17 protein-coding genes are annotated in these 18428 nt (G+C 74.5%); 6 read left to right on the top strand and 11 right to left on the bottom strand.

Annotation, left to right across the window (positions count from 1 at the left end; all coding sequences use genetic code 11):
- Positions 1 to 4: 4 nt before the first annotated feature.
- The 7 genes from pqqB to PGB27_RS02650 form a co-directional block, all read right to left on the bottom strand.
- On the bottom strand, positions 5 to 937 hold the full coding sequence (gene pqqB, locus PGB27_RS02680; protein ID WP_274198784.1) for a pyrroloquinoline quinone biosynthesis protein PqqB: 933 nt from the start codon (positions 935 to 937) through the stop codon (positions 5 to 7).
- A gap of 83 nt (positions 938 to 1020) precedes the next feature.
- Positions 1021 to 1113: a pyrroloquinoline quinone precursor peptide PqqA gene (pqqA, locus tag PGB27_RS02675; RefSeq protein ID WP_274198783.1), complete on the bottom strand. Its 93-nt coding sequence runs from the start codon at positions 1111 to 1113 to the stop codon at positions 1021 to 1023.
- Between the two features lie 72 nt (positions 1114 to 1185).
- The gene (locus PGB27_RS02670; protein WP_274198782.1) at positions 1186 to 1950 is read right to left on the bottom strand and encodes a ribonucleotide-diphosphate reductase subunit beta; all 765 of its coding nucleotides are present in this window, start codon (positions 1948 to 1950) and stop codon (positions 1186 to 1188) included.
- Between the two features lie 13 nt (positions 1951 to 1963).
- A complete protein-coding gene (rd, locus tag PGB27_RS02665) occupies positions 1964 to 2179 on the bottom strand; it encodes a rubredoxin (RefSeq protein WP_274198781.1) in 216 nt (71 codons plus the stop codon).
- A gap of 92 nt (positions 2180 to 2271) precedes the next feature.
- The gene (gene pqqA, locus PGB27_RS02660) at positions 2272 to 2361 is read right to left on the bottom strand and encodes a pyrroloquinoline quinone precursor peptide PqqA (protein WP_274198780.1); all 90 of its coding nucleotides are present in this window, start codon (positions 2359 to 2361) and stop codon (positions 2272 to 2274) included.
- Positions 2362 to 2418: 57 nt separating this feature from the next.
- Positions 2419 to 4110, bottom strand: a complete 1692-nt coding sequence (locus PGB27_RS02655; protein WP_274198779.1) for a PQQ-dependent dehydrogenase, methanol/ethanol family — start codon at positions 4108 to 4110, stop codon at positions 2419 to 2421.
- Positions 4111 to 4140: 30 nt separating this feature from the next.
- Entirely contained in the window at positions 4141 to 4599 is a 459-nt protein-coding gene (locus tag PGB27_RS02650) for an MSMEG_3727 family PQQ-associated protein (protein WP_274198778.1), read from the bottom strand.
- 579 nt (positions 4600 to 5178) lie between these two features.
- Between PGB27_RS02650 and PGB27_RS02645 the strand changes: the two genes are divergently transcribed.
- Both PGB27_RS02645 and PGB27_RS02640 read left to right on the top strand, forming a co-directional pair.
- Entirely contained in the window at positions 5179 to 5955 is a 777-nt protein-coding gene (locus PGB27_RS02645) for a hypothetical protein (protein WP_274198777.1), read from the top strand.
- A gap of 63 nt (positions 5956 to 6018) precedes the next feature.
- Positions 6019 to 8739: a DNA translocase FtsK gene (locus PGB27_RS02640; protein WP_274198776.1), complete on the top strand. Its 2721-nt coding sequence runs from the start codon at positions 6019 to 6021 to the stop codon at positions 8737 to 8739.
- 19 nt (positions 8740 to 8758) lie between these two features.
- Here PGB27_RS02640 and PGB27_RS02635 read toward each other — a convergent pair whose 3' ends face one another.
- The 3 genes from PGB27_RS02635 to PGB27_RS02625 all read right to left on the bottom strand — a co-directional run bounded on the left by PGB27_RS02635 (position 8759) and on the right by PGB27_RS02625 (position 12778).
- Complete coding sequence (locus PGB27_RS02635) at positions 8759 to 10792, bottom strand: HNH endonuclease signature motif containing protein (RefSeq protein ID WP_274198775.1); 2034 nt, start codon at positions 10790 to 10792, stop codon at positions 8759 to 8761.
- A gap of 190 nt (positions 10793 to 10982) precedes the next feature.
- A complete protein-coding gene (locus tag PGB27_RS02630) occupies positions 10983 to 11636 on the bottom strand; it encodes an alpha-ketoglutarate-dependent dioxygenase AlkB family protein (protein WP_274198774.1) in 654 nt (217 codons plus the stop codon).
- Between the two features lie 113 nt (positions 11637 to 11749).
- The gene (locus PGB27_RS02625; RefSeq protein WP_274198773.1) at positions 11750 to 12778 is read right to left on the bottom strand and encodes an NAD-dependent epimerase/dehydratase family protein; all 1029 of its coding nucleotides are present in this window, start codon (positions 12776 to 12778) and stop codon (positions 11750 to 11752) included.
- Positions 12779 to 12822: 44 nt separating this feature from the next.
- On the opposite strand from PGB27_RS02625, the gene PGB27_RS02620 reads away from it, so the two are divergent.
- Complete coding sequence (locus tag PGB27_RS02620) at positions 12823 to 13494, top strand: response regulator (RefSeq protein WP_274198772.1); 672 nt, start codon at positions 12823 to 12825, stop codon at positions 13492 to 13494.
- Positions 13495 to 13501: 7 nt separating this feature from the next.
- Positions 13502 to 15523 (top strand): sensor histidine kinase, encoded by a 2022-nt coding sequence (locus tag PGB27_RS02615; protein ID WP_274198771.1) that lies wholly within the window; start codon positions 13502 to 13504, stop codon positions 15521 to 15523.
- Positions 15524 to 15532: 9 nt separating this feature from the next.
- Here PGB27_RS02615 and PGB27_RS02610 read toward each other — a convergent pair whose 3' ends face one another.
- Entirely contained in the window at positions 15533 to 16078 is a 546-nt protein-coding gene (locus tag PGB27_RS02610; RefSeq protein ID WP_274198770.1) for an amino-acid N-acetyltransferase, read from the bottom strand.
- A gap of 95 nt (positions 16079 to 16173) precedes the next feature.
- Here PGB27_RS02610 and PGB27_RS02605 point away from each other — a divergent pair, with 95 nt between their 5' ends.
- Positions 16174 to 17730, top strand: coding sequence for a MiaB/RimO family radical SAM methylthiotransferase (locus PGB27_RS02605; RefSeq protein WP_274198769.1), 1557 nt, complete (start codon positions 16174 to 16176; stop codon positions 17728 to 17730).
- Positions 17727 to 18344 carry a CDP-diacylglycerol--glycerol-3-phosphate 3-phosphatidyltransferase gene (gene pgsA / locus PGB27_RS02600; protein WP_274198768.1) on the top strand — a complete coding sequence of 206 codons (618 nt, stop codon included), beginning with the start codon at positions 17727 to 17729 and terminating at the stop codon, positions 18342 to 18344. The genes PGB27_RS02605 and pgsA overlap by 4 nt, the downstream gene beginning before the upstream one ends.
- Positions 18345 to 18428 lie beyond the last annotated feature (84 nt).

Below are 18428 nucleotides of genomic sequence, written 5' to 3'. Positions count from 1 at the left end.
CGCCTCAGACCTCCACCTCGAGCCCGTCGGTCGCGATCTCGGCCCCGCGGGCGGTGACCGTCGCGTACTCCGCGGAGTCCTCGAGCAGCATCGGGTTCGTGTTGTTGATGTGCACGTAGATCTTGCGTTCGGCCCGCAGACCGGAGAGGACCGCGAGGCTCCCGTCCGGTCCGTCGACGGCCAGGTGGCCCATGTCGCGGGCGGTCTTGGACGCGAGGCCCAGGCGGATCATCTCGTCGTCGGTCCACGTGGTGCCGTCGACGAGCACGACGTCCGCGGCCGCGAGCTCGTCGTGCACCGCGGGCGTGACCTCCTGGACGCCGGGCAGGTACACGGCGGTCCGGCCGGAGGTGGTGTCGGTGAAGCGGTAGCCGACGACGCGACCCTCGCTGTCCACGCCGCCGGCGCCCCCGGTCGAGCTCCGCTTCGCGGCGTCTCCCGCGAAACGGGCCTTCTTCACCGTCGGCACGTCGAACGCGGTGTAGGTCAGGCCCTCGGCGAGCGCCACGGTCGCGCCCGGGACCACCACGCGTCGCGTGACCTGGGTGTAGCGCTCCAGCGTGGGGACGAAGCCCGTCCCGTCGGTGAGCGTCGCGAACGACGCGTCGGTGGCGTGGACCTCGACGCCCGGGCCCTCGCGCAGCAGCAGCAGCCCCATCGTGTGGTCGAGCTCGGCGTCGGTGAGCAGCACCGCGGCGATCGGGCTGTCCCGCTGGGAACGTGGCCGCAGCTCGGGCGCCGCCTCGATCTGGGCCCGCAGGTCGGGGGAGGCGTTGACGAGGAACCACGTGGCGCGGTCGGCGCTCACGGCGATCGACGACTGCGTCCGCGGCGTGGCCGGACGCGAGCCCTCGCGGACCGCGCGGCATCCCGGGCACCCGCAGTTCCACTGGGGGAAGCCGCCGCCCGCGCCGGCGCCGAGCACCCGCAGCCACATCGCTGTCCGTCCTCCTGTTCCTGGGCGACGACGGCGACAGGGGCGCCGGAAATGCGATCTCCGGCGCCCCTGTCGGTAGGTCGTCAGTCGTCGAGCTGGGCGACGTACATCGTCACCTCGGGGGCGACGCCGAGTTCTTCGAACTCGGGGGTCTCCCAGATGGAGAGCGACTCCATGATGGCGTGCCACCTCCTCTCGTCGATAGCGATCAACCTACCCGCGCGCGCCGACGGCGTCAGCGCGCGAGATCACCAGAACTTGATGCCGACCGACTTGAGACGGCGGGCGTGGAGGTGCTCGACCTGGACGATGTCGTCGTGCGAGATCAGGTCGCCCCACGCGGACGCCGCCTTGACACCCTGCGTGAGCAGTTCCTCCATCTGGTCGTCGACGACGTCCGCGCTCTGGATCACGCGGGAGCCGAAACCGATGTGCCAGCGCTCGTCGCGGAGCACGAGCTCCATTCCCTTGTGCGTGCCCGGCATCGCGACCGACAGGCCCTTGAGCGTCTGCAGCAGGGCGTGCTGGCCGGCCGTCAGGACCACGCCCTCGAGGATCATGTGATAGAGCCCGACCGCAGCCGTGAGCTGCGCGTGGTCCTCGGCGACCTGCGTCGCGATGGCCGGCAGCCGCTCCTCGAACAGCTCGATGAGGTCCGGGCTCACGCGGTCGCGCAGGGCGTCGATCCGGTCGGCCATGTTGTCCCCGGGCACGCCCGCGACCTCGCGCACGACCCGGTCGAAGAACCGGGCGTGACGTGCCTCGTCACGGGCCTGGGCGGCGAAGACCTCGGCCATCCGGTCGTCGGTGCTGGCCGCGCCGCCGAACGACGTGAGGTGGGTGGCCACGGCCGTCTCGCCGACGCAGAAGCCGGCGAGCAGCCCGAGGACCTGGTCGTACTCCTCCTGCTCGAGCTTCGGCCAGGCCTCGATGTCGGCCGTGAGGTCGATGGTGGTCTCGTCCCATTGGAGCGATTCGGCGAGCTGCGCGAAGTGGCCGTACCCGGTGATCATTCTTGCTGCAACCTCACATCTCCGGGAACTCGCCCGGCGCCAACTCGCGGAAGTCCGACTTCTCGGCTCCGCAGATCGGACACATCCAGTCGTCCGGGATGTCCTCGAAAGGCGTCCCGGGCGGGATGCCGCTGTCGGGATCACCCTCCTCCGGATCATAGATGAATCCGCACATTTCGCAGAGCCAGCGCTTGGCCTCCGGCCTCGCCTCGGTCTGCTCGACCGTCATGACGCCTCCCGGGGTTCACCGATCGCGGACGGACACCGGACACCGCGAAGGGGCGCCGGAACGAATCCGGCGCCCCTTCGTGGCTCAGTCGGTCAGTCGTCCATCTGGGCGACGTACATCGTCACCTCGGGCGCGACGCCGATCTCCTCGAACTGCGGGGTCTCCCAGACGTGGAGCTCCATGTCGATCTCCTCTCGGCCGGCGCGGGGCCGGCGAACGATTCGCGGTTGCGGGGTGGGTCAGCTCTGCGGCAGGGCGAAGCAGAACAGCGCGTCGCCGGCGGCGGCGCCGAGCAGGCCGGGCAGGAAGCCCTCGACCCAGCCGCCCCACCCGGTGGGCACCGCGATGTACTGGCGGCCGTCGACCTCGTAGGTGACCGGGCTCGAGTGGTGGCCGCTGCCGCACTGGAACGACCACAGCTTCTCGCCGGACTCGGCGTCGAGCGCGACGAACTCACCGGTGGGCGTGCCCTGGAACACGAGGTTGCCCGCGGTGGTCAGCGTGGAGGCGCACATCGGGTACTCGTTGTTCCAGCGCCACTTCTCCTCGCCCGTGAGCGGGTCGATCGCGGCGACGTACCCGTAGAAGTCGTCCAGGTCGACGGCGACGCCGGCGCCCCAGTAGGGGATCGACTCCTTGAACTCGCGGCGCCGGCGGGTCGCCGTCGCCCCGACCTCCTGGACGGGCACGTAGATCAACCCCGTGTTGGGGTTGTAGGACATGTGCGTCCACTCCTTGCCGCCGGCCGGGCCGGGCCAGAAGTGGACGGGGACGCCCTCCTCGTCCGGGTAGACCTTCGGGGTGACCTTGCCGTCGGGCGTGATCTCGCCCCACGTGATGCGGTCGACGAAGGGGAAGACCCGGACCAGCTCGCCGTTGGTGCGGTCGAGGACGAAGAAGTAGCCGTTCTTGTCCGCGTGGGCGAGCAGCTTGCGCCCGTCCGGAGCGTCGAAGAGCAGGTTCTCCATCGTCGAGTCGTAGTCCCACAGGTCGTGCGGGGTGAACTGGTAGTGCCACCGGATCTGGCCGGTGTTCACGTCCACCGCGACGACGCTGTCGGTGTAGAGGTTGTCGCCCGGACGGACGTCGCCGTCGAAGTCGGGCGCGGGGTTGCCCGTGCCGTGGAACAGCAGCTCGAGCTCGGGGTCGTAGGTCGCGGTGACCCAGCAGTTCGCGCCGCCGCGCTGCCAGGCCTCGGCGTTCTCGTCGCCCCAGGTCTCCGAGCCGGGCTCGCCCGGCTTCGGCACCGTGTAGGTGCGCCACTGGCGCTCGCCGGTCTCGGCGTCGAAGGCGTCGATGTGGCCGCGGAGGCCGAACTCGCCGCCGGCGCTGCCGACGATGACCTTGTCCTTGACGATCAGCGGGGCGACCGAGCCGGACTCCCCGGCGCGCACGTCGCCGTTGGTGACGTCCCAGACCAGGTCACCGGTCTGCGCGTCGAGCGCGATGAGGTGCGCGTTCAGCGTGTACATGTAGACCTTGCCGTGGCCCACGGCGACGCCGCGGTTCACGTTGCCGCAGCACAGCGACACGTCGTACGGCGACGCCCACTTGTAGCGCCACAGCTCCTCGCCGGTGGTCGAGTCGATCGCCCAGACCTTGCCGTCGGGTCCGGAGACGTACATGACGCCCTCGACGACCAGCGGGGTGGCCTCGAACGAGTAGGTCGACGCACCGGAGTGCAGGCCGACCGAGCCGGCCTGGAACACCCACGCCGGGGTCAGGCGCTTGACGGTGTCCCGGTTGATCTGGTCCAGCGAGCTGTAGCGCTGGCCGTCGTAGGTGCCGTAGTAGGTCAGCCAGTTCTGCGGCTCGCTGCGCGCGTTCTGGATGCGCTCGTAGTTGACGTCACCCGTCGCCGGGGCCTGGCCCTTGACGGCGCTGAGGGTCTTGTGCGGGACGGCCTCGCCGGCGTCCACGTAGTCGGTCATCGGTTTCCTCTCCGGTCTCTGCGTCAGGGGCTACGGGCGCGGCTGCGGCGGGCGGTCGATCTTCGCCGAGTCGGGGACCTCGCCCCCGAAGACGAGCGCGCCGGTCAGGCCACGGCCCTCGTCGTTGCCGGTGGTGGAGCCGTAGTAGTAGGTGCCCGGCCCGGACAGGGAGAGACGGGCCGTCCCCTTGGAGTGGTTGACCAGCCAGATGATCTTGGGGTCACCGTTGTGGGGCAGCACCGCGCAGTGGGTGTTCTTGTCGTCGTTGATGAGCGTCAGCTCGACCTCGCCGCCCTCCGGGAAGACGACGATCGAGGGGTCCCAGACGAGCTCGTCCTCGGGAATGCGGACCGTGGCCCGCATGATGCCGTCGTCGCCCTTCTCGGCGTGGCCGATGTTCCCGGTGTTGAGGAGCCTGCCGAGCGCGGTCCTGTTCTGGCCGTCCAGGCCTGCGGCGTGCAGCTCGTCCGATCGATCTGTGGACGTCATCCGACGTACCTCCTCATGGATGTCCTTCCTGCCCGCGGCGGCGGTGCCACCTCGGAGCCCGTCTCCGCCGGGCCGACCCCGGACTGCTGGAATCCGGGTGTCGCCTGGGCGTGGTGCGTCGACGGCACGAGCGGTGCCGACCGGGGGAGCGCGTGGGGAAGGAGCCCTGGCTGCCGCCGGTCAGTCGACCGTCCGGCCGACGATGTCGACCACTGGGCGGCAGGACACACGCTTCTCGCGGCGGCCGGTTGGTCTCGGCTGCCGAGCGGTGTGTGCTGAGCCACAGGCGACAGTAGGGAGCCGATCCGACGTCGGCAAGAGGCGTCCGGGGTCTTTCAGATCTTGATCATGGACACCCGTGTGTCATCACGGGTCTGTGCTGGGCTGATCACGGAAGGTGGCCGTGCTCCTCCGATCGGGTCCGGGGCCCGGGTGGTCGGTAGCGGGGTCGGGGGCCACCCTGTCCGTCCGGTCAGGTTCCGTGCGGTTCGGTGTGCTGGATCACTCGGCGCGGCTAGGGTCGCCGACGGACGGCACCGCCGGCGGGAGGTTGGTGACGCCCGAGGGGAGGTCGACCGGGTGGGTAGGTTCGGATCGGCCGAGGCGCTCGCGTGGCTCGCCACGCACGGTGCCCACGCGGACAGTGTCGAGCTCAAGACGCTGCTCGTGCCGCCGGCCGGGGCCGCCGCCGAGGCCCTCACGGGACGCCACGGGCCGACGTGGAGCGTCCGTCAGACGTACCTGCTCGACACCGCCGACCTCGACCTGCTCCGGGCCGGTGTCGAGGTCCGCCTGCGCCGGCGCACCCGCGGTCGCTTCGACCTCGCGGTCTCGGCGCGCCGCCGGGGCTCGGACCGCGAGCGGTCCGTGCCGAGAGGCGCGCGCATCGAGTACGACGTGGTGCCCGAGGGCGTGTGGCAGGACATCGAGGTGCGCCGCGACATCGACGCCGCGCTGGCCGCCGCGGTCATCGCGGGGTCGGCGAAGGCCCGGGACCTGCTGTCGGCGACCCAGTGCGCGTGGGCCTGCGGGGGCGGGGCCGAGGTGGTCGACGACGCCCGGTTGAGCGAGCTCGAGGTGCACGGACCGCTGGTGGTGCGCCGGGTGAAGGTCGCGGCGACGGGGCTGGGGCTGTCGCGGGTCGACCTCGAGCACTTCCGGTTCCCGAGCGGTCGCGAGCTGGTGGAGCTGTCCACCCGCTGCTGCCCGCGCGACGTCCCGGCCACCGCTGCCGGGTTCGAGCAGCTGCTCGACGAGCGGGACGTCGTCCTCGCGCCGGAGTACTGCACGAAGACCGCGGTGTGGCGCGAGGAGGTGTCGTCGCGCCGCGGCGGCGCCGCGCGGGGAGATCGCTAGCTCACCCGCCGGGACGCGTGTGGTTACCGGGGCCCGTGGGGCCCGCGGGATACCGTGGCGCTCATGGCCGGGCGGACCGACACCCCAGAGAAGCGCGCGACCCGCAGCCGCCCCATCACGGGCGGGCGGACGCCGCGGCGCCGCGGTGACGGTCCGGACACCACGACGCGCTCGCCCCAGCAGAAGCGGCCGACGCGGGGCGGGACGACGAAGCGCCCGGCCGGCAAGGGCCGTGCACCCGCCCGGCGCTCCGGTCCCGGGCCGATCGTGCGCGCGCTGCGCGGCGGCTGGGTGCTGACCGCGCGCGGTCTCGGCTCGCTGGTCCGCACGCTGGGACGCGCCCGCGACGTCGACGCCGCCCACCGCCGGGACGGGGTGGCGCTCGCGCTGGTCGTGCTCGCGGTCCTCACCGCCGCCGGCGTGTGGTGGCGGGCGGGCGGTCCCGTCGGCAGCGGCCTCGACGTCGGGCTGCGGACGGTCATGGGCGCCGCCGCGCTGGTGCTGCCCCTGGTGCTGCTGTTCGTCGCGGTGGTGCTGCTGCGCACCGACCCCGTGCCCGAGACCCGGCCGCGCACCGTCGTCGGCGCCCTGCTGCTGGGCATCGCCGTCCTCGCCGTCTGGCACCTCGTCGCCGGCGCGCCCGCCGATCTGGAGGGCCGCCGCTCCGGTGGCGGGATCCTCGGGGCCGTCGTCGCCGACCCGCTCGCCCGCGGGGTGACGGTGTGGCTCGCCGGCGTCGTGCTCGTGCTGGTCGGGCTCTACGGCCTGCTCGTGCTCACCGGCACGCCGGTGCGCGAGGTGGGGGAGCGGCTGCGCGCGCTCGTCACGGGCGAGCACCCCGACGACGAGTGGGGCGGCCCGGAGGACGTGGACGTCGACGGCGAGCCCGCCGAGGACGACGGCACCGCTCCCACCACGCGCATCCGTCGTCGCGGGCGTCGTCGTGGGGGCGAGGACGAGGACGTCGACGGCTCCGGGAGCGCCGACGGGGACGCCGCCGGCCACCCGGCCCGTCACCGGGAGCGCGGCCCGGCCGCGGTCCCGGACCTCACCACCCCACCCGAGGGGACACCCGCGCCCGGCGCCCCGAGCGCGGGTCCGCCCGCGCCGCCGAAGGGCGGGGGACGCGCCCGCCGTGCCCCCGTCGAGCCCGCACCCGCCCCTGTGGTGCCCGACACGACGGCGCCCGCCGAGACCGACGTCGACCCGCAGGCCGCGACGTCGTTCAGCTCCCACCGCGAGGACCCCGACAGCGACTACCGCCTCCCGCCGCCCGATCTCCTCACCCCCGGCGAGCCGCCCAAGGCCCGCAGCGCCGCGAACGACGCCATGATCGACGCGATCACCGGGGTGCTGGAGCAGTTCAAGGTCGACGCCGAGGTCACCGGCTTCACCCGCGGCCCGACCGTCACCCGCTACGAGGTCGAGCTCGGGCACGGGGTGAAGGTCGAGAAGATCACCGCGCTGCACCGCAACCTGGCCTACGCCGCGGCGACCGACCGCGTGCTGCTGCTCGCGCCGATCCCGGGCAAGTCGGCGGTGGGCATCGAGGTGCCCAACACCGACCGCGAGATGGTCCGCCTCGCCGACGTCCTCACCAGCTCGACCGCGCGGGCCGAGACGCACCCGATGGTCATCGGCCTGGGCAAGGACATCGAGGGCCGGATGGTCACGGCCAACCTCGCGAAGATGCCGCACCTGCTGGTCGCGGGCTCCACCGGCTCCGGCAAGTCCAGCTTCGTCAACTCGATGCTGGTCTCGTTGCTGACGCGGGCCACCCCGGACGAGGTCCGGATGATCCTCATCGACCCGAAGATGGTCGAGCTGACGCCCTACGAGGGCATCCCGCACCTCATCACGCCGATCATCACCTCGCCGAAGAAGGCGGCCACCGCCCTGCAGTGGCTGGTCGAGGAGATGGAGCAGCGCTACGCGGACATGCAGGCCAACCGCGTGCGGCACATCGACGACTTCAACCGCAAGGTGCGCTCCGGGGAGATCCAGGCGCCGCTCGGCAGCGAGCGCGTCTACCGGCCCTACCCGTACATCCTCGCGATCGTCGACGAGCTCGCCGACCTCATGATGACCGCGCCCCGCGACGTCGAGGACGCGATCGTCCGGATCACGCAGAAGGCCCGGGCAGCCGGCATCCACCTCGTGCTCGCGACGCAGCGGCCGTCCGTCGACGTCGTCACCGGGCTGATCAAGACGAACGTGCCGTCGCGGCTGGCGTTCGCGACGTCGTCGCTGACGGACTCGCGGGTCATCCTCGACCAGCCCGGGGCCGAGAAGCTCATCGGCATGGGCGACGCGCTCTTCCTGCCCATGGGCGCGGGCAAGACCAACCGCCTGCAGGGCGCGTTCATCGGCGACGACGAGATCGCCGCGGTGGTCGACCACTGCAAGGAGCAGGCCGATCCCGACTACACCGAGGGCGTCACCACCGAGGCCGCGGGCGAGAAGAAGGAGATCGACCCCGACATCGGCGACGACCTCGAGCTCGTCGTCGCGGCGGCCGAGCTCATCGTCACCAGCCAGTTCGGGTCGACGTCGATGCTGCAGCGCAAGCTGCGGGTCGGGTTCGCGAAGGCCGGGCGGCTCATGGACCTGCTCGAGACGCGTGGGGTCGTCGGTCCGTCGGAGGGGTCGAAGGCCCGCGACGTGCTGTTCAAGCCCGACGAGCTGCCCGACCTCCTCGCGTCCCTGCGCGGCGAGCCGGCCCCGGCGCCCGCCGCCGACCCGGACTCGGAGATCCCGCCGCCCACGGAGGACGGGGACCGGTAGGCCTGGCTCCGGCCTCTGGCTAGAACGGCGGGGGGTCGTCGAGGTCGGGGGTACGCGCCGAGACCGTCGATGGTGCCGGCTCGGGGCGGCGGGCGGGCCCGGGTGCGGTCGGCGGCGTCCGGCCGGGGCCGAGGGCGTCGTCGCGCCGGCCGTGGTCGGGTGAGCCGTCGTCGGGCCAGTCGTCATCGGATGGGTCGTCGGGCCAGCCGTCATCGGGCCAGCCGTCGTCGGCCCAGCCGTCGTCGGGCAGGGGACGCGGTTCGGCCGCTGGTCGTGGTCCGGGGAGGGGTTCGAGGATCCTCGTCGGATGGGTGGTGTGGGTGACCCCGGCGCGGGTGCGTATGACGAACCGCCCGGGGGAGGGCTGCCGCACGCGCCAGCCGGCGAGGTGCTTGACGCGGTGGTGGTGGGTGCACCACGCGCCGAGGTTCCAGGTCAGGGTGGGTCCCCCGGAGGCGTGACCGCGGGTGTGGTCGATCTCGGCCCGGTGCGCGTGTCCTCGGCAGTGGGGAGCGACGCAGTGCCGGTCGCGGACCCGGATCCAGCGGTCGGCCTCGGCACCGGGTCGACGCCGCACCCACTGGTCGGGGCCGCTGTCGGCGTCGGGTGGGCGCCCGAGGTGACCGTGCGCCACGAGGCCATGGAGGCGTCGCCGGAGCTCCCGGAGCAGGGGCGCCCAGTCGCCGTGATCGCCGGGATCCAGGGCGGCCAGCATCGTCGTCGGGACCTGCAGCTCGACGATCGCTCCGGTCCGGGTCGCGCCCGGTGTCCGCCCCCGGGCCCGGTCGGAGCCGCGGGGGCGAGGTGGTCGGCGGCGGGCGAGCAGGACGTGCTGGAGGTGCCCGTCGGGGTCGGTCAGCACGACGCGCCACTCGCCGTGGTGGCGGCGGGCGACCAGCTCGCGGGCCACGGGCGCGGTGATGGCGCCGTAGCCGGGCACGGTGGCGGGATGCTGGTCGAGCCCCAGCGCCGTGGTCAGGCGCAGCCGCACCTCGACGGTGCCCTGGCGGAGCCGCCCGGCCCGGGGCTCGGGCGGCTCCGACGCGGGCGATCCCGTGTCGTCGGGCCCAACGTCGCGGCCGGCAGCCGGGCCGTCGTCGGGTCCTTCGTCGTCGGGCCCGTCGTCGGGGTCATCGTCGGACCCCTCGTCGGGGCCTCCATCGGGGCCGGCATCCGGGCCGCCGTCGGGGTCGTCGTGCGGCCCCGCGTCGTTCGGTCCGCCCTCGGACCCCCCATCGGCGTGGTACTCGGCGGCCAGCAGGGCGGCGATGTCGTCGTCGGTCATGCCGGCGGTCGAGCCGTCGAGCAGCCGCATCCCGACCTGCATGCGGAGCTGGTTGATCGGGATCAGCACCCCCCGCCGGCGCACCGCCGCGGCCAGCGCCTCGATCCGCGCCATCGAGGCGATCCCCCCGGTGGCGGGGGCGTCCACGAATGCGAGGGTCGCCGTGCCGGACGGATTCGTCGACAGCAGCACCCGCCCGCGGGCCTCCGCGCGCCGGCGCCGTCGTTCGGCCCAGTCCGGGTCGAGGTCGAGCACGATCTGCTCGAGCCGCTCGCGCAGCGCCGCCACCGGCAGCTCCGCGGCCTCGGGCAGCACCTCCGCGGCGGCGAAGCGGGCGTGGTCGTCGGAGAGGTCGCCGGTCAGCTCGCTGATGGCGCGGACCTTCGGCTCGTCGAGCCGGCCCTGCCACATCGCGGCCCCGAGGGCCGGCAACCGCTCGAACAGGTCGTCGGCCAGGTCCAGGCGGCGCGCCGCCATCGTGCGCGACCACCCCAGCAGCGCGGCGACCTCGTCGCCCGAGAACTCGTCCGAGCTCGCGAGCCGGACGGTGCGTCCCTCCCGGGCGGTGCCGAGCTCGCGCAACCCGGCCAGCAACTGGGCCTCGGCGCGATTGTGGACCTGCCACCGGGCACGCACGTAGGAGGCCAGGTCCTCCCCGGTCAGCGTGGTCGGGTCGATGTCGTCCAGCACCCCCACGAGGTCGGCATCGGGCTCACGACCGGCGAGCACGGCCCTCGGACCGGCGCTCGGGTCGTGGTCGATGCTCACACCCGGAACGCTAGAGCCGACCCCCGACAACCCCGGCCGGAGAAGGACGTCTCGAGCGCCGGATCCAGGTCACGGATCAGCAACGATCCCGCGCCGGGCGCGGTGGATACGTGGCACACCGCGCAGGGGCGGGAGCCGGTGGTCCGCGCCGTCGCCTCGTCGGCGAAGAAGACGCGGTGCCGCCGGTAGGTCACGCGAGGCCCGAGACGCGCAGGGTGATGTTGATCCGCTCGCCCGGCGCGGTCCCGACGTGGGGGACGTCGTGGCCGGGCAGGAGCTTCGGGACGCCGTGGTACGCGAGGCGGTGCTCGCCGCCGAAGACGATCAGGTCGCCGGAGAGCAGCTCGACGTCGTGCCACGGCCCGCGACGGTGGTGCGGGCTGCCGATCCGGAACACGCAGGCGGCGCCGAGGCTCAGCGAGACGACAGGATCGGGCGCGCGCTCCTCGCGGTCCTGGTGCACGCCGAGGCGGGCGTCGCCGCGATAGGAGTTGATCAGCGCGACGTCGGGTCGGTAGACGACGTCGGGTGCGTCGTAGGCGTCGGCGACGGCCCTCGCCCCGAGGTCGGCGAGCCACGCCGGGAGGGGCTGGACCGGCGATCCGTCCTGGTCGTCGCGGGTGCGGCTGTAGCGGTAGGGGATCCAGTGCCAGCCCAGGCAGACGGTCTCGACGCTCATCCGCGCCCCGCCGGGCAGGGTCGCGTGACGGGCGCCGGGGCCCTCGCGCGCCCACGCCTGCGCGGCCTCGACGAGGCGTCGCTGCGCGGGCACGTCGAGATAGTCGGGGACGTGGACGACGCCGGGCGCGAGCGTGCGCCGCTCGCGCGGGATCAGTTCGAGCACGGGCCCTCCTCCGGCGTCACTCCGTCCAGGTAACACCCCGGAGCGCGGTCCCGTGGCGGCGGACCGGTGATCAGGAGCGACGTCACGGAGCCCGCCGGGTCGGGCGAGGGGCGTCAGGTGCTGGTGATCACGGTGTCCCGCCACGCCCCGATCCCCGTGTAGCGGGGCCGCCAGCCCAGCTCCTCCTTGGCGCGGGTCGTGTCCATGATCGCCGGGTAGGTCGTCGCCGCGACCCACTGCAGCGGCAGCGGGAGCGGCAGGGCCATCGCGGCGCGGGACGGCACCTCGGCCACCTCGGCGGGCAGCTCGAGCACCGTGGCCCCGAGCTCGCGCGCCAGCTCGGCGAGCGTCACCGGACCCTCGCCGGCGATGTTGTACACCCCGGCCGGGCCCTCGCCGAGCGCGCAGCGGGCCAGGGCGTGGCCGACGTCGTCGTGGTGGACGAGCTGGAGCGGGAACGCCGGGACGGCCAGCGGCAGCCCGAGGCGGGCGTAGCGGCGCGCGACGCCGAGCAGCCCGCGCCCGAGGGCCGCCAGCGGGCCGGGCAGCGGGAGCTTGGCGCCCGCGAGGTCGGGCCCGACGACGCCGCAGGGGCGCAGGACGTGGACCTCGACCTCGGGGTGGGCGGCCGACTCGTCGGCCAGCATCTGCTCGCTACGGGCCTTGTCGCGGGCGTAGAAGAAGGGGTCGTCGACGGCGAGCGGGTTGCTCTCGGGGATGCGCGGCGGGTGGTGGGCGGAGAAGCCGTACGCGCCGAGCGAGGAGGCGTAGACGAACCGGCGGGCCCCGGCGGCGACCGCCGCCCGGAAGGCGTTGCGCACCCCCTCCTGGTTCACCGACTCCACCGCGCCCGGGTTCGTCGCGCCGACGATGTCGTAGGCGAGGTGCACGACGACGTCGGCGCCGGTGAACGCGCTGGTCAGCGACTCCTCGTCGAGGACGTCGCCGCGGCGGTACACGGCGCCGTGGCCGAGCCCGGAGCCGCTGTCGGGGTGCCGGGAGACGCCGACGACGTCGCCGACGCGGGGGTCCTCGGCGAGCAGGGGCAGCAGGCCGCTGCCGAACGTGCCGGTCGCGCCGGTGACCGCGATCGTCAGGCGGTCGGTGGCGCGCTCGGTCGGGGTGGAGGAGCCGGTGGTCACGGGTGAAGCGGACACCGGGGCGGTTACCCGCGCGCCCTGGCACGATGCGGCCCGTGGGGATCCGGGTGCTGCTCGTCGACGACCAGCCGATCGTCCGCACCGGTTTCCGCACCGTGCTCACCGCCGCGGGCGGCATCGACGTCGTCGCCGAGGCCGGCGACGGGCCCGCCGCCGTGGCCGCCGTCGCGTCCTACCGGCCCGACGTCGTGCTCATGGACGTGCGCATGCCCGGCGGCGACGGGCTCACCGCCACCGAGCGGATCACCGCGGAGCACCCCGACACCCGCGTGCTGGTCGTCACCACCTTCGACGTCGACGACTACGTGCGCCGCGCCCTGCGCGGGGGCGCCAGCGGCTTCGTGCTCAAGGACACCGACCCCGAGAACCTGGTGCGGGCCGTGCGCACCGTCCACGCGGGCGAGTCGCTGCTCGCGCCGTCGGTGACGACGCGCCTGGTCCGCGACTGGGTGGCCCAGGAGCCCGCCTCGCCCGCGCCGTCCGGACCGCCCGAGGGCCTCACGGCACGCGAGCACGACGTGCTGGTGCTGGTCGCCCGCGGGCTGTCGAACGCGGAGATCGCCGCCGAGATGGTCGTCGCCGAGTCGACGGTGAAGACCCACGTGGCGCACCTGCTGCGCAAGCTCGACCGCCGCGACCGCGTGCAGCTCGTCGTGCACGCCTTCGAGCGCGGCCTGGTGCCCACCCGGCCGACGTGAGCGGGCCATGACCCCTCGTCGCCGCCTCGACGTCCTGCCCGAGCTCCGGGCGGCCGACGGCGTCGTCATCGGCCTGCTGCTGCTCATGGTGGTGCTCGCCGGCCTCGCGACCGAGACCTGGTCGCCGGGCGCCGGCCCGGGCGCGGTGCTCGCGGTGATGGCGACGGGGACGCTGCAGACGGTGCCGGCGCTGTGGCGGCGCGAGCGCCCGGTCGGCGCGCTGCTGGTGTTCGGGGCGACCGTGCCCGTGGCGTGGGCGATCTCGAGCACCGTCGCGACCTGGGTGTGGGCGGTCCTCGTGTACGGCGTCGTCCGGCGGGCCCGCCCGCTGCCGGGTGCGCTCGCCGCCGTCGGCACGGCGGTCGTGGCGCCGCTGCTCGCGGGCCTCGTCGCGCACCCCGGCGACCTCGGTCGGGCGGTGGGTCTCGCGCTCGCCCTCGACGTCACCCTGGTGCCGATCGCGCTCGCGGTCAGCGCGCTCGCGGTCGTCACCCGCGTCCGCGCGGCGCGGGCCGCCGTCCGGCGCCGTCGCGTGGAGCACGAGCGCCTCGCCGACGCCCTCGCCGCGCAGCGTGACCGCCTCGCCGGGGACCTGCGGGAGCTGGTCGCGGTGCGGGTCGAGCGGGTGGTCACGCGCACCCGCGCCCTCGCCGGCGAGGCCGACCCCGAGCCCCGGCTCGTCGCCATCGCCGTCGAGGCGCGCGCGGCGCTGGCCGGCATGCGCCGCGCCCTGACCGTGCTGCGGGCCCCGGCGGCCGAGGTCGGGCCCACGCCGGCCGGCGACGAGGTGCCGGGCGACGCGCCCTCGTGGCGCCCGTCGCGCGGCGGCCTCCTGCTCGGGGCCGGGGTGCTCGCGCTCGTCGGGCTGTCCGGGGCCGCGGCGGCCGCGGCGGCGCCGGTGCTCCCGCCCGGGCCGGCGGCGGCGAGCCTGGCCATGCTCGACGTCGACCCCGCCCACCCGCTCGCCCTCGTGCCCCTGGTGGTCCAGGCGCTGGCGCTGGGGTGGTGGCGCCGGGCCCCGCTGCCGGCGCTGGTCGTGGCGACGGCCGCGTCGAGCGCCGCGGGGGTGCTGGGCAGCACGCACCTGCTCACCGAGGCGTCGTGGGGCGTGATCGTCTTCGGCGCGGGCCTGGCCGCGGGCACGGCGGCGGCCACCGTCGTCTCGGCCGTCGTGGTCACCCTGTGCACGGCCGCGGTGCTGGTGACGACGACCGTGGTCGGGATGCCGGCGGGCTTCGGGGGCGACCGGTGGACGGTGGCCGTCTCGTACCTGCTCGTCCCGGCGGTCTGGGGCCTCGGCGTGCTCCAGCGGCGCTCGGCGCAGGCCGAGGCGCGCCGGGCCGCCGCGCGCGCCGCCGACGAGGCCGGCCGGGCGGTGCGGGCCCAGCGCCTCGGCCTCGCCCGCGAGCTGCACGACGTCCTCGCCCACGAGCTGTCCGCGCTGGTCGTGACCGTGCACGCCGCGCGCGTCGCGCCCGAGCCCGCGACACTCGCGACGATCACCGAGGCGGGGGAGCGGATCGCGACCGCGCTGCCCACACTGCTCGCCGGCCTCGGCCCGGGCGTGGCGTCGGGCGACGCCGCCGAGCACCTCGAGCTGGACGCCGCGGCGCTCGAGGCGCTCGCGGCGCCCGTGCGCGAGGCCGGGCTGCCGGTGACCGTGACGGTCGAGGGCACGGCCCCGTCCGACCGGCCCGAGGCCGACGTCATCGCCGCGCGGATCGTCACCGAGGCGCTCACCAACACCCTGCGCCACGCCGGACCCACCACGACCCGGGTCACGGTCCGCCACGACGACGACGCGGTGACCGTCGAGGTCACCGACGACGGCCCGCGGCTCGGGCACCGCCCGGCCGGCGAGGGCTCCGGGCTCGGGCTGGTCGGCATGCGCGAGCGGGCCGCGCTCGTCGGCGGGACGGTCGAGGCCGGGCGCCACGGGAGCGGCTGGCGGGTCGCCGCCCGTCTCCCGCGGCGGGACGCGGGCGTGCTGCCCGAGGAGGAGGGGCGGCGGGCGGAGCCGGTCGGCTAGCGGTCCCGGCTAGAGGTCGAGGAGCATCCGGCTGTTGCCGAGCGTGTTCGGCTTCACGTAGGCGAGGTCGAGGAACTCCGCGACGCCCTCGTCGGCCGACTGCATCATCTCGGCGTACACGTCGGGGCTGACCGGCGAGCCCTCGATCTCGCGGAAACCGTGCCGCTCGAAGAACGCCACCTCGAAGGTGAGCACGAACACGCTGCGCAGCCCCAGCGCGCGGGCCTGGGCGACCAGCTCGTGCACGAGGCCGTGGCCGATCCCCGCGCCCTGCATGCGGGGGTCGACGGCAATGGTGCGGATCTCGGCGAGGTCCTCCCACAGCACGTGCAGGGCCCCGCAGCCGACGACGTCGCGGCCGCGCACGGCCACGCGGAACTCCTGGACCGTCTCGTAGAGGGTGACGAGCGGCTTGCGCAGCAGGATGTTGTCGTCGGCGAACGAGTCGACGAGCGCCTTGATGCCGCGGACGTCGGCCGTCCGGGCCCGGCGCAGCAGGACCGGGGCGGCCGATCCGACGGCCGACTCCCGTGCCGTCTCGTTGCTCGAGGTCACCGGCAGCTCACCACCAGCGGAGGGTAGGCCAGGGGCCGGGCCGATAGGCTGGGGAGGTGGTCGAGCGCTCCCCCCGTACCGATGAGCGCCCTCGGGTGGCGCTGGTGACCCTCGGGTGCGCCCGCAACGACGTCGACTCCGAGGAGCTGGCCGGGCGGCTCGCCGCCGAGGGCTGGGACGTCGCGGCGTCCTCCGACGGCGCCGAGGGTGCTGACGGCACGGCCGACGTCGTCGTCGTCAACACCTGCACCTTCGTCGAGCAGGCCAAGAAGGACTCGGTCGACGCCGTCCTGGCCGCCGGCGGCGGGGACGCGAAGGTCGTCGCCGTCGGGTGCATGGCCGAGCGGTACGGCGCCGAGCTCGCCGAGGCGCTGCCCGAGGCGGCCGCGGTCCTGGGCTTCGACCACTACGGCGACCTGCCCTCCCGGCTCGACGACGTCCTCGCCGGGCGCCCGCTCGCATCCCACACGCCCACCGACCGGCGCACGCTGCTGCCGATCAGCCCGGTGAAGCGGCCCGAGGCGGTCGGGCGGGGGTCGATCCCCGGCCACGAGTGGCTCCCGGAGGTGCCGCGGCGCCGCCTCGACGACGCCCCGGTCGCGCCGCTCAAGCTCGCCTCGGGGTGCGACCGGCGCTGTAGCTTCTGCGCCATCCCCTCGTTCCGCGGCGCCTTCGTCTCGCGCGACCCCCGCGACGTCGTCGCCGAGGCCGCGTGGCTCGCCGACCACGGCGTCGCCGAGGTGCTGCTGGTCAGCGAGAACTCCACGTCGTACGGCAAGGACATCGACGCCCGCGGCGCGGCCGGCGGCGCCCTCGAGCGACTGCTGGGCGAGCTGGCCGAGGTGCCCGGGATGCGCCGGGTGCGGGTGTCGTACCTGCAGCCCGCCGAGGTCCGCCCGCCGCTCCTGGCGGCCATCGCGCGGACCCCACGCGTCGCCTCGTACTACGACCTGTCCTTCCAGCACGCCAGCGCCCCGGTGCTGCGCCGCATGCGCCGCTTCGGGTCGCGCGAGACGTTCCTCGCGCTGTGCCGGGAGATCCGCGCGCTCGACCCGGAAGCGGGCATCCGGTCCAACGTCATCGTCGGGTTCCCCGGCGAGACCGAGGAGGACCTGCGCGAGCTCGAGGCGTTCCTCGCCGAGGCGGAGCTCGACGCGGTCGGGGTGTTCGGCTACTCCGACGAGGACGGCACCGAGGCCCTCGGCCTGCCCGACAAGGTCGACACCGGAGAGATCGCCGCACGCGTCGAGCGGATCACCCAGCTCGCCGAGCACGTCGCCGAGGACCGCGCGGCCCGCCGGGTGGGTACCACCGTCGAGGTGCTGGTGGAGCGGCAGGAGACGGTCGACGACGACGACGACGACGACGGCGACGAGGACGAGGACGAGGACGCCGAGCTCGTCTGGGTCGGCCGGGCCGCGCACCAGGGGCCCGACGTCGACGGCGAGTGCCTGCTGACGGGTGACGAGGACCTCCTCGCCGGGCTCGCCCCGGGGGTCCTGGTCGCCGCGCGGGTGGTGGACGCCGAGGGCATCGACCTGGTGGTGGAGGCGCTGCGGGTCCTCGGGGCCGAGGAGTCGGCCGAGGAGTCGGCCGAGACGGCCGAGGAGACGCTCGACGGCACGGCGCCCGTCGGCGTCGGGGCCCGATGACCGGCCCGGGCCCCGACGGGTCGTCCCCGTCCGGGGCCACCGGGGTCGTCACGCCGCCGGTGCCGTTGGTCAACATCGCCAACGGGCTGACCGTCGTGCGGCTCGTCCTCGTGCCGGTGTTCCTCGTCGTGCTGTTCGTCGACGCCGGGCAGAGCCCGGGCTGGCGCTGGGCGGCGTTCGCGGTGTTCGCGATCGCGTCGCTCACCGACACCTTCGACGGGGACCTCGCGCGCCGTTGGGGGTTGGTCACCGACTTCGGCAAGATCGCCGACCCCATCGCCGACAAGGCGCTGACCGGCGCCGCGCTGGTCGGTCTGTCGGTGCTCGGGGAGCTCGCGTGGTGGATCACGATCACCATCGCGGCCCGCGAGCTGGGGGTGACGCTGTTGCGGTTCTGGGTGCTGCGCCACGGCGTGATCCCGGCCAGCCGCGGCGGGAAGATCAAGACGTTGCTGCAGACGGTCGCGCTCGGGCTGGCGATCATGCCGCTGCCCGCGGTGCTCGCCCCCGCGGTCGCCGTGCTCATGCTGGCCGCGGTCGTGGTGACGGTCCTCACCGGCGTCGACTACCTCGTCCGCGCGCTGCGCCTGCGTGCGCGGGCGAAGGCCCGCTGACCGCACAGCCGGCCCGCCGACCTGTTCGCTCTCGACGAACAGCCCCGGGCCCGCGTCACCGTCGCCGCCCCGGCGATCTCGGTA

The sequence above is a fragment of the Actinomycetospora lemnae genome (assembly GCF_028737315.1).
GTDB classification, from domain to species: Bacteria; Actinomycetota; Actinomycetes; order Mycobacteriales; family Pseudonocardiaceae; genus Actinomycetospora; species Actinomycetospora lemnae.
Note: the sequence above shows the minus strand (reverse complement) of the source record. Positions and strands in the feature narration are given on the sequence as shown.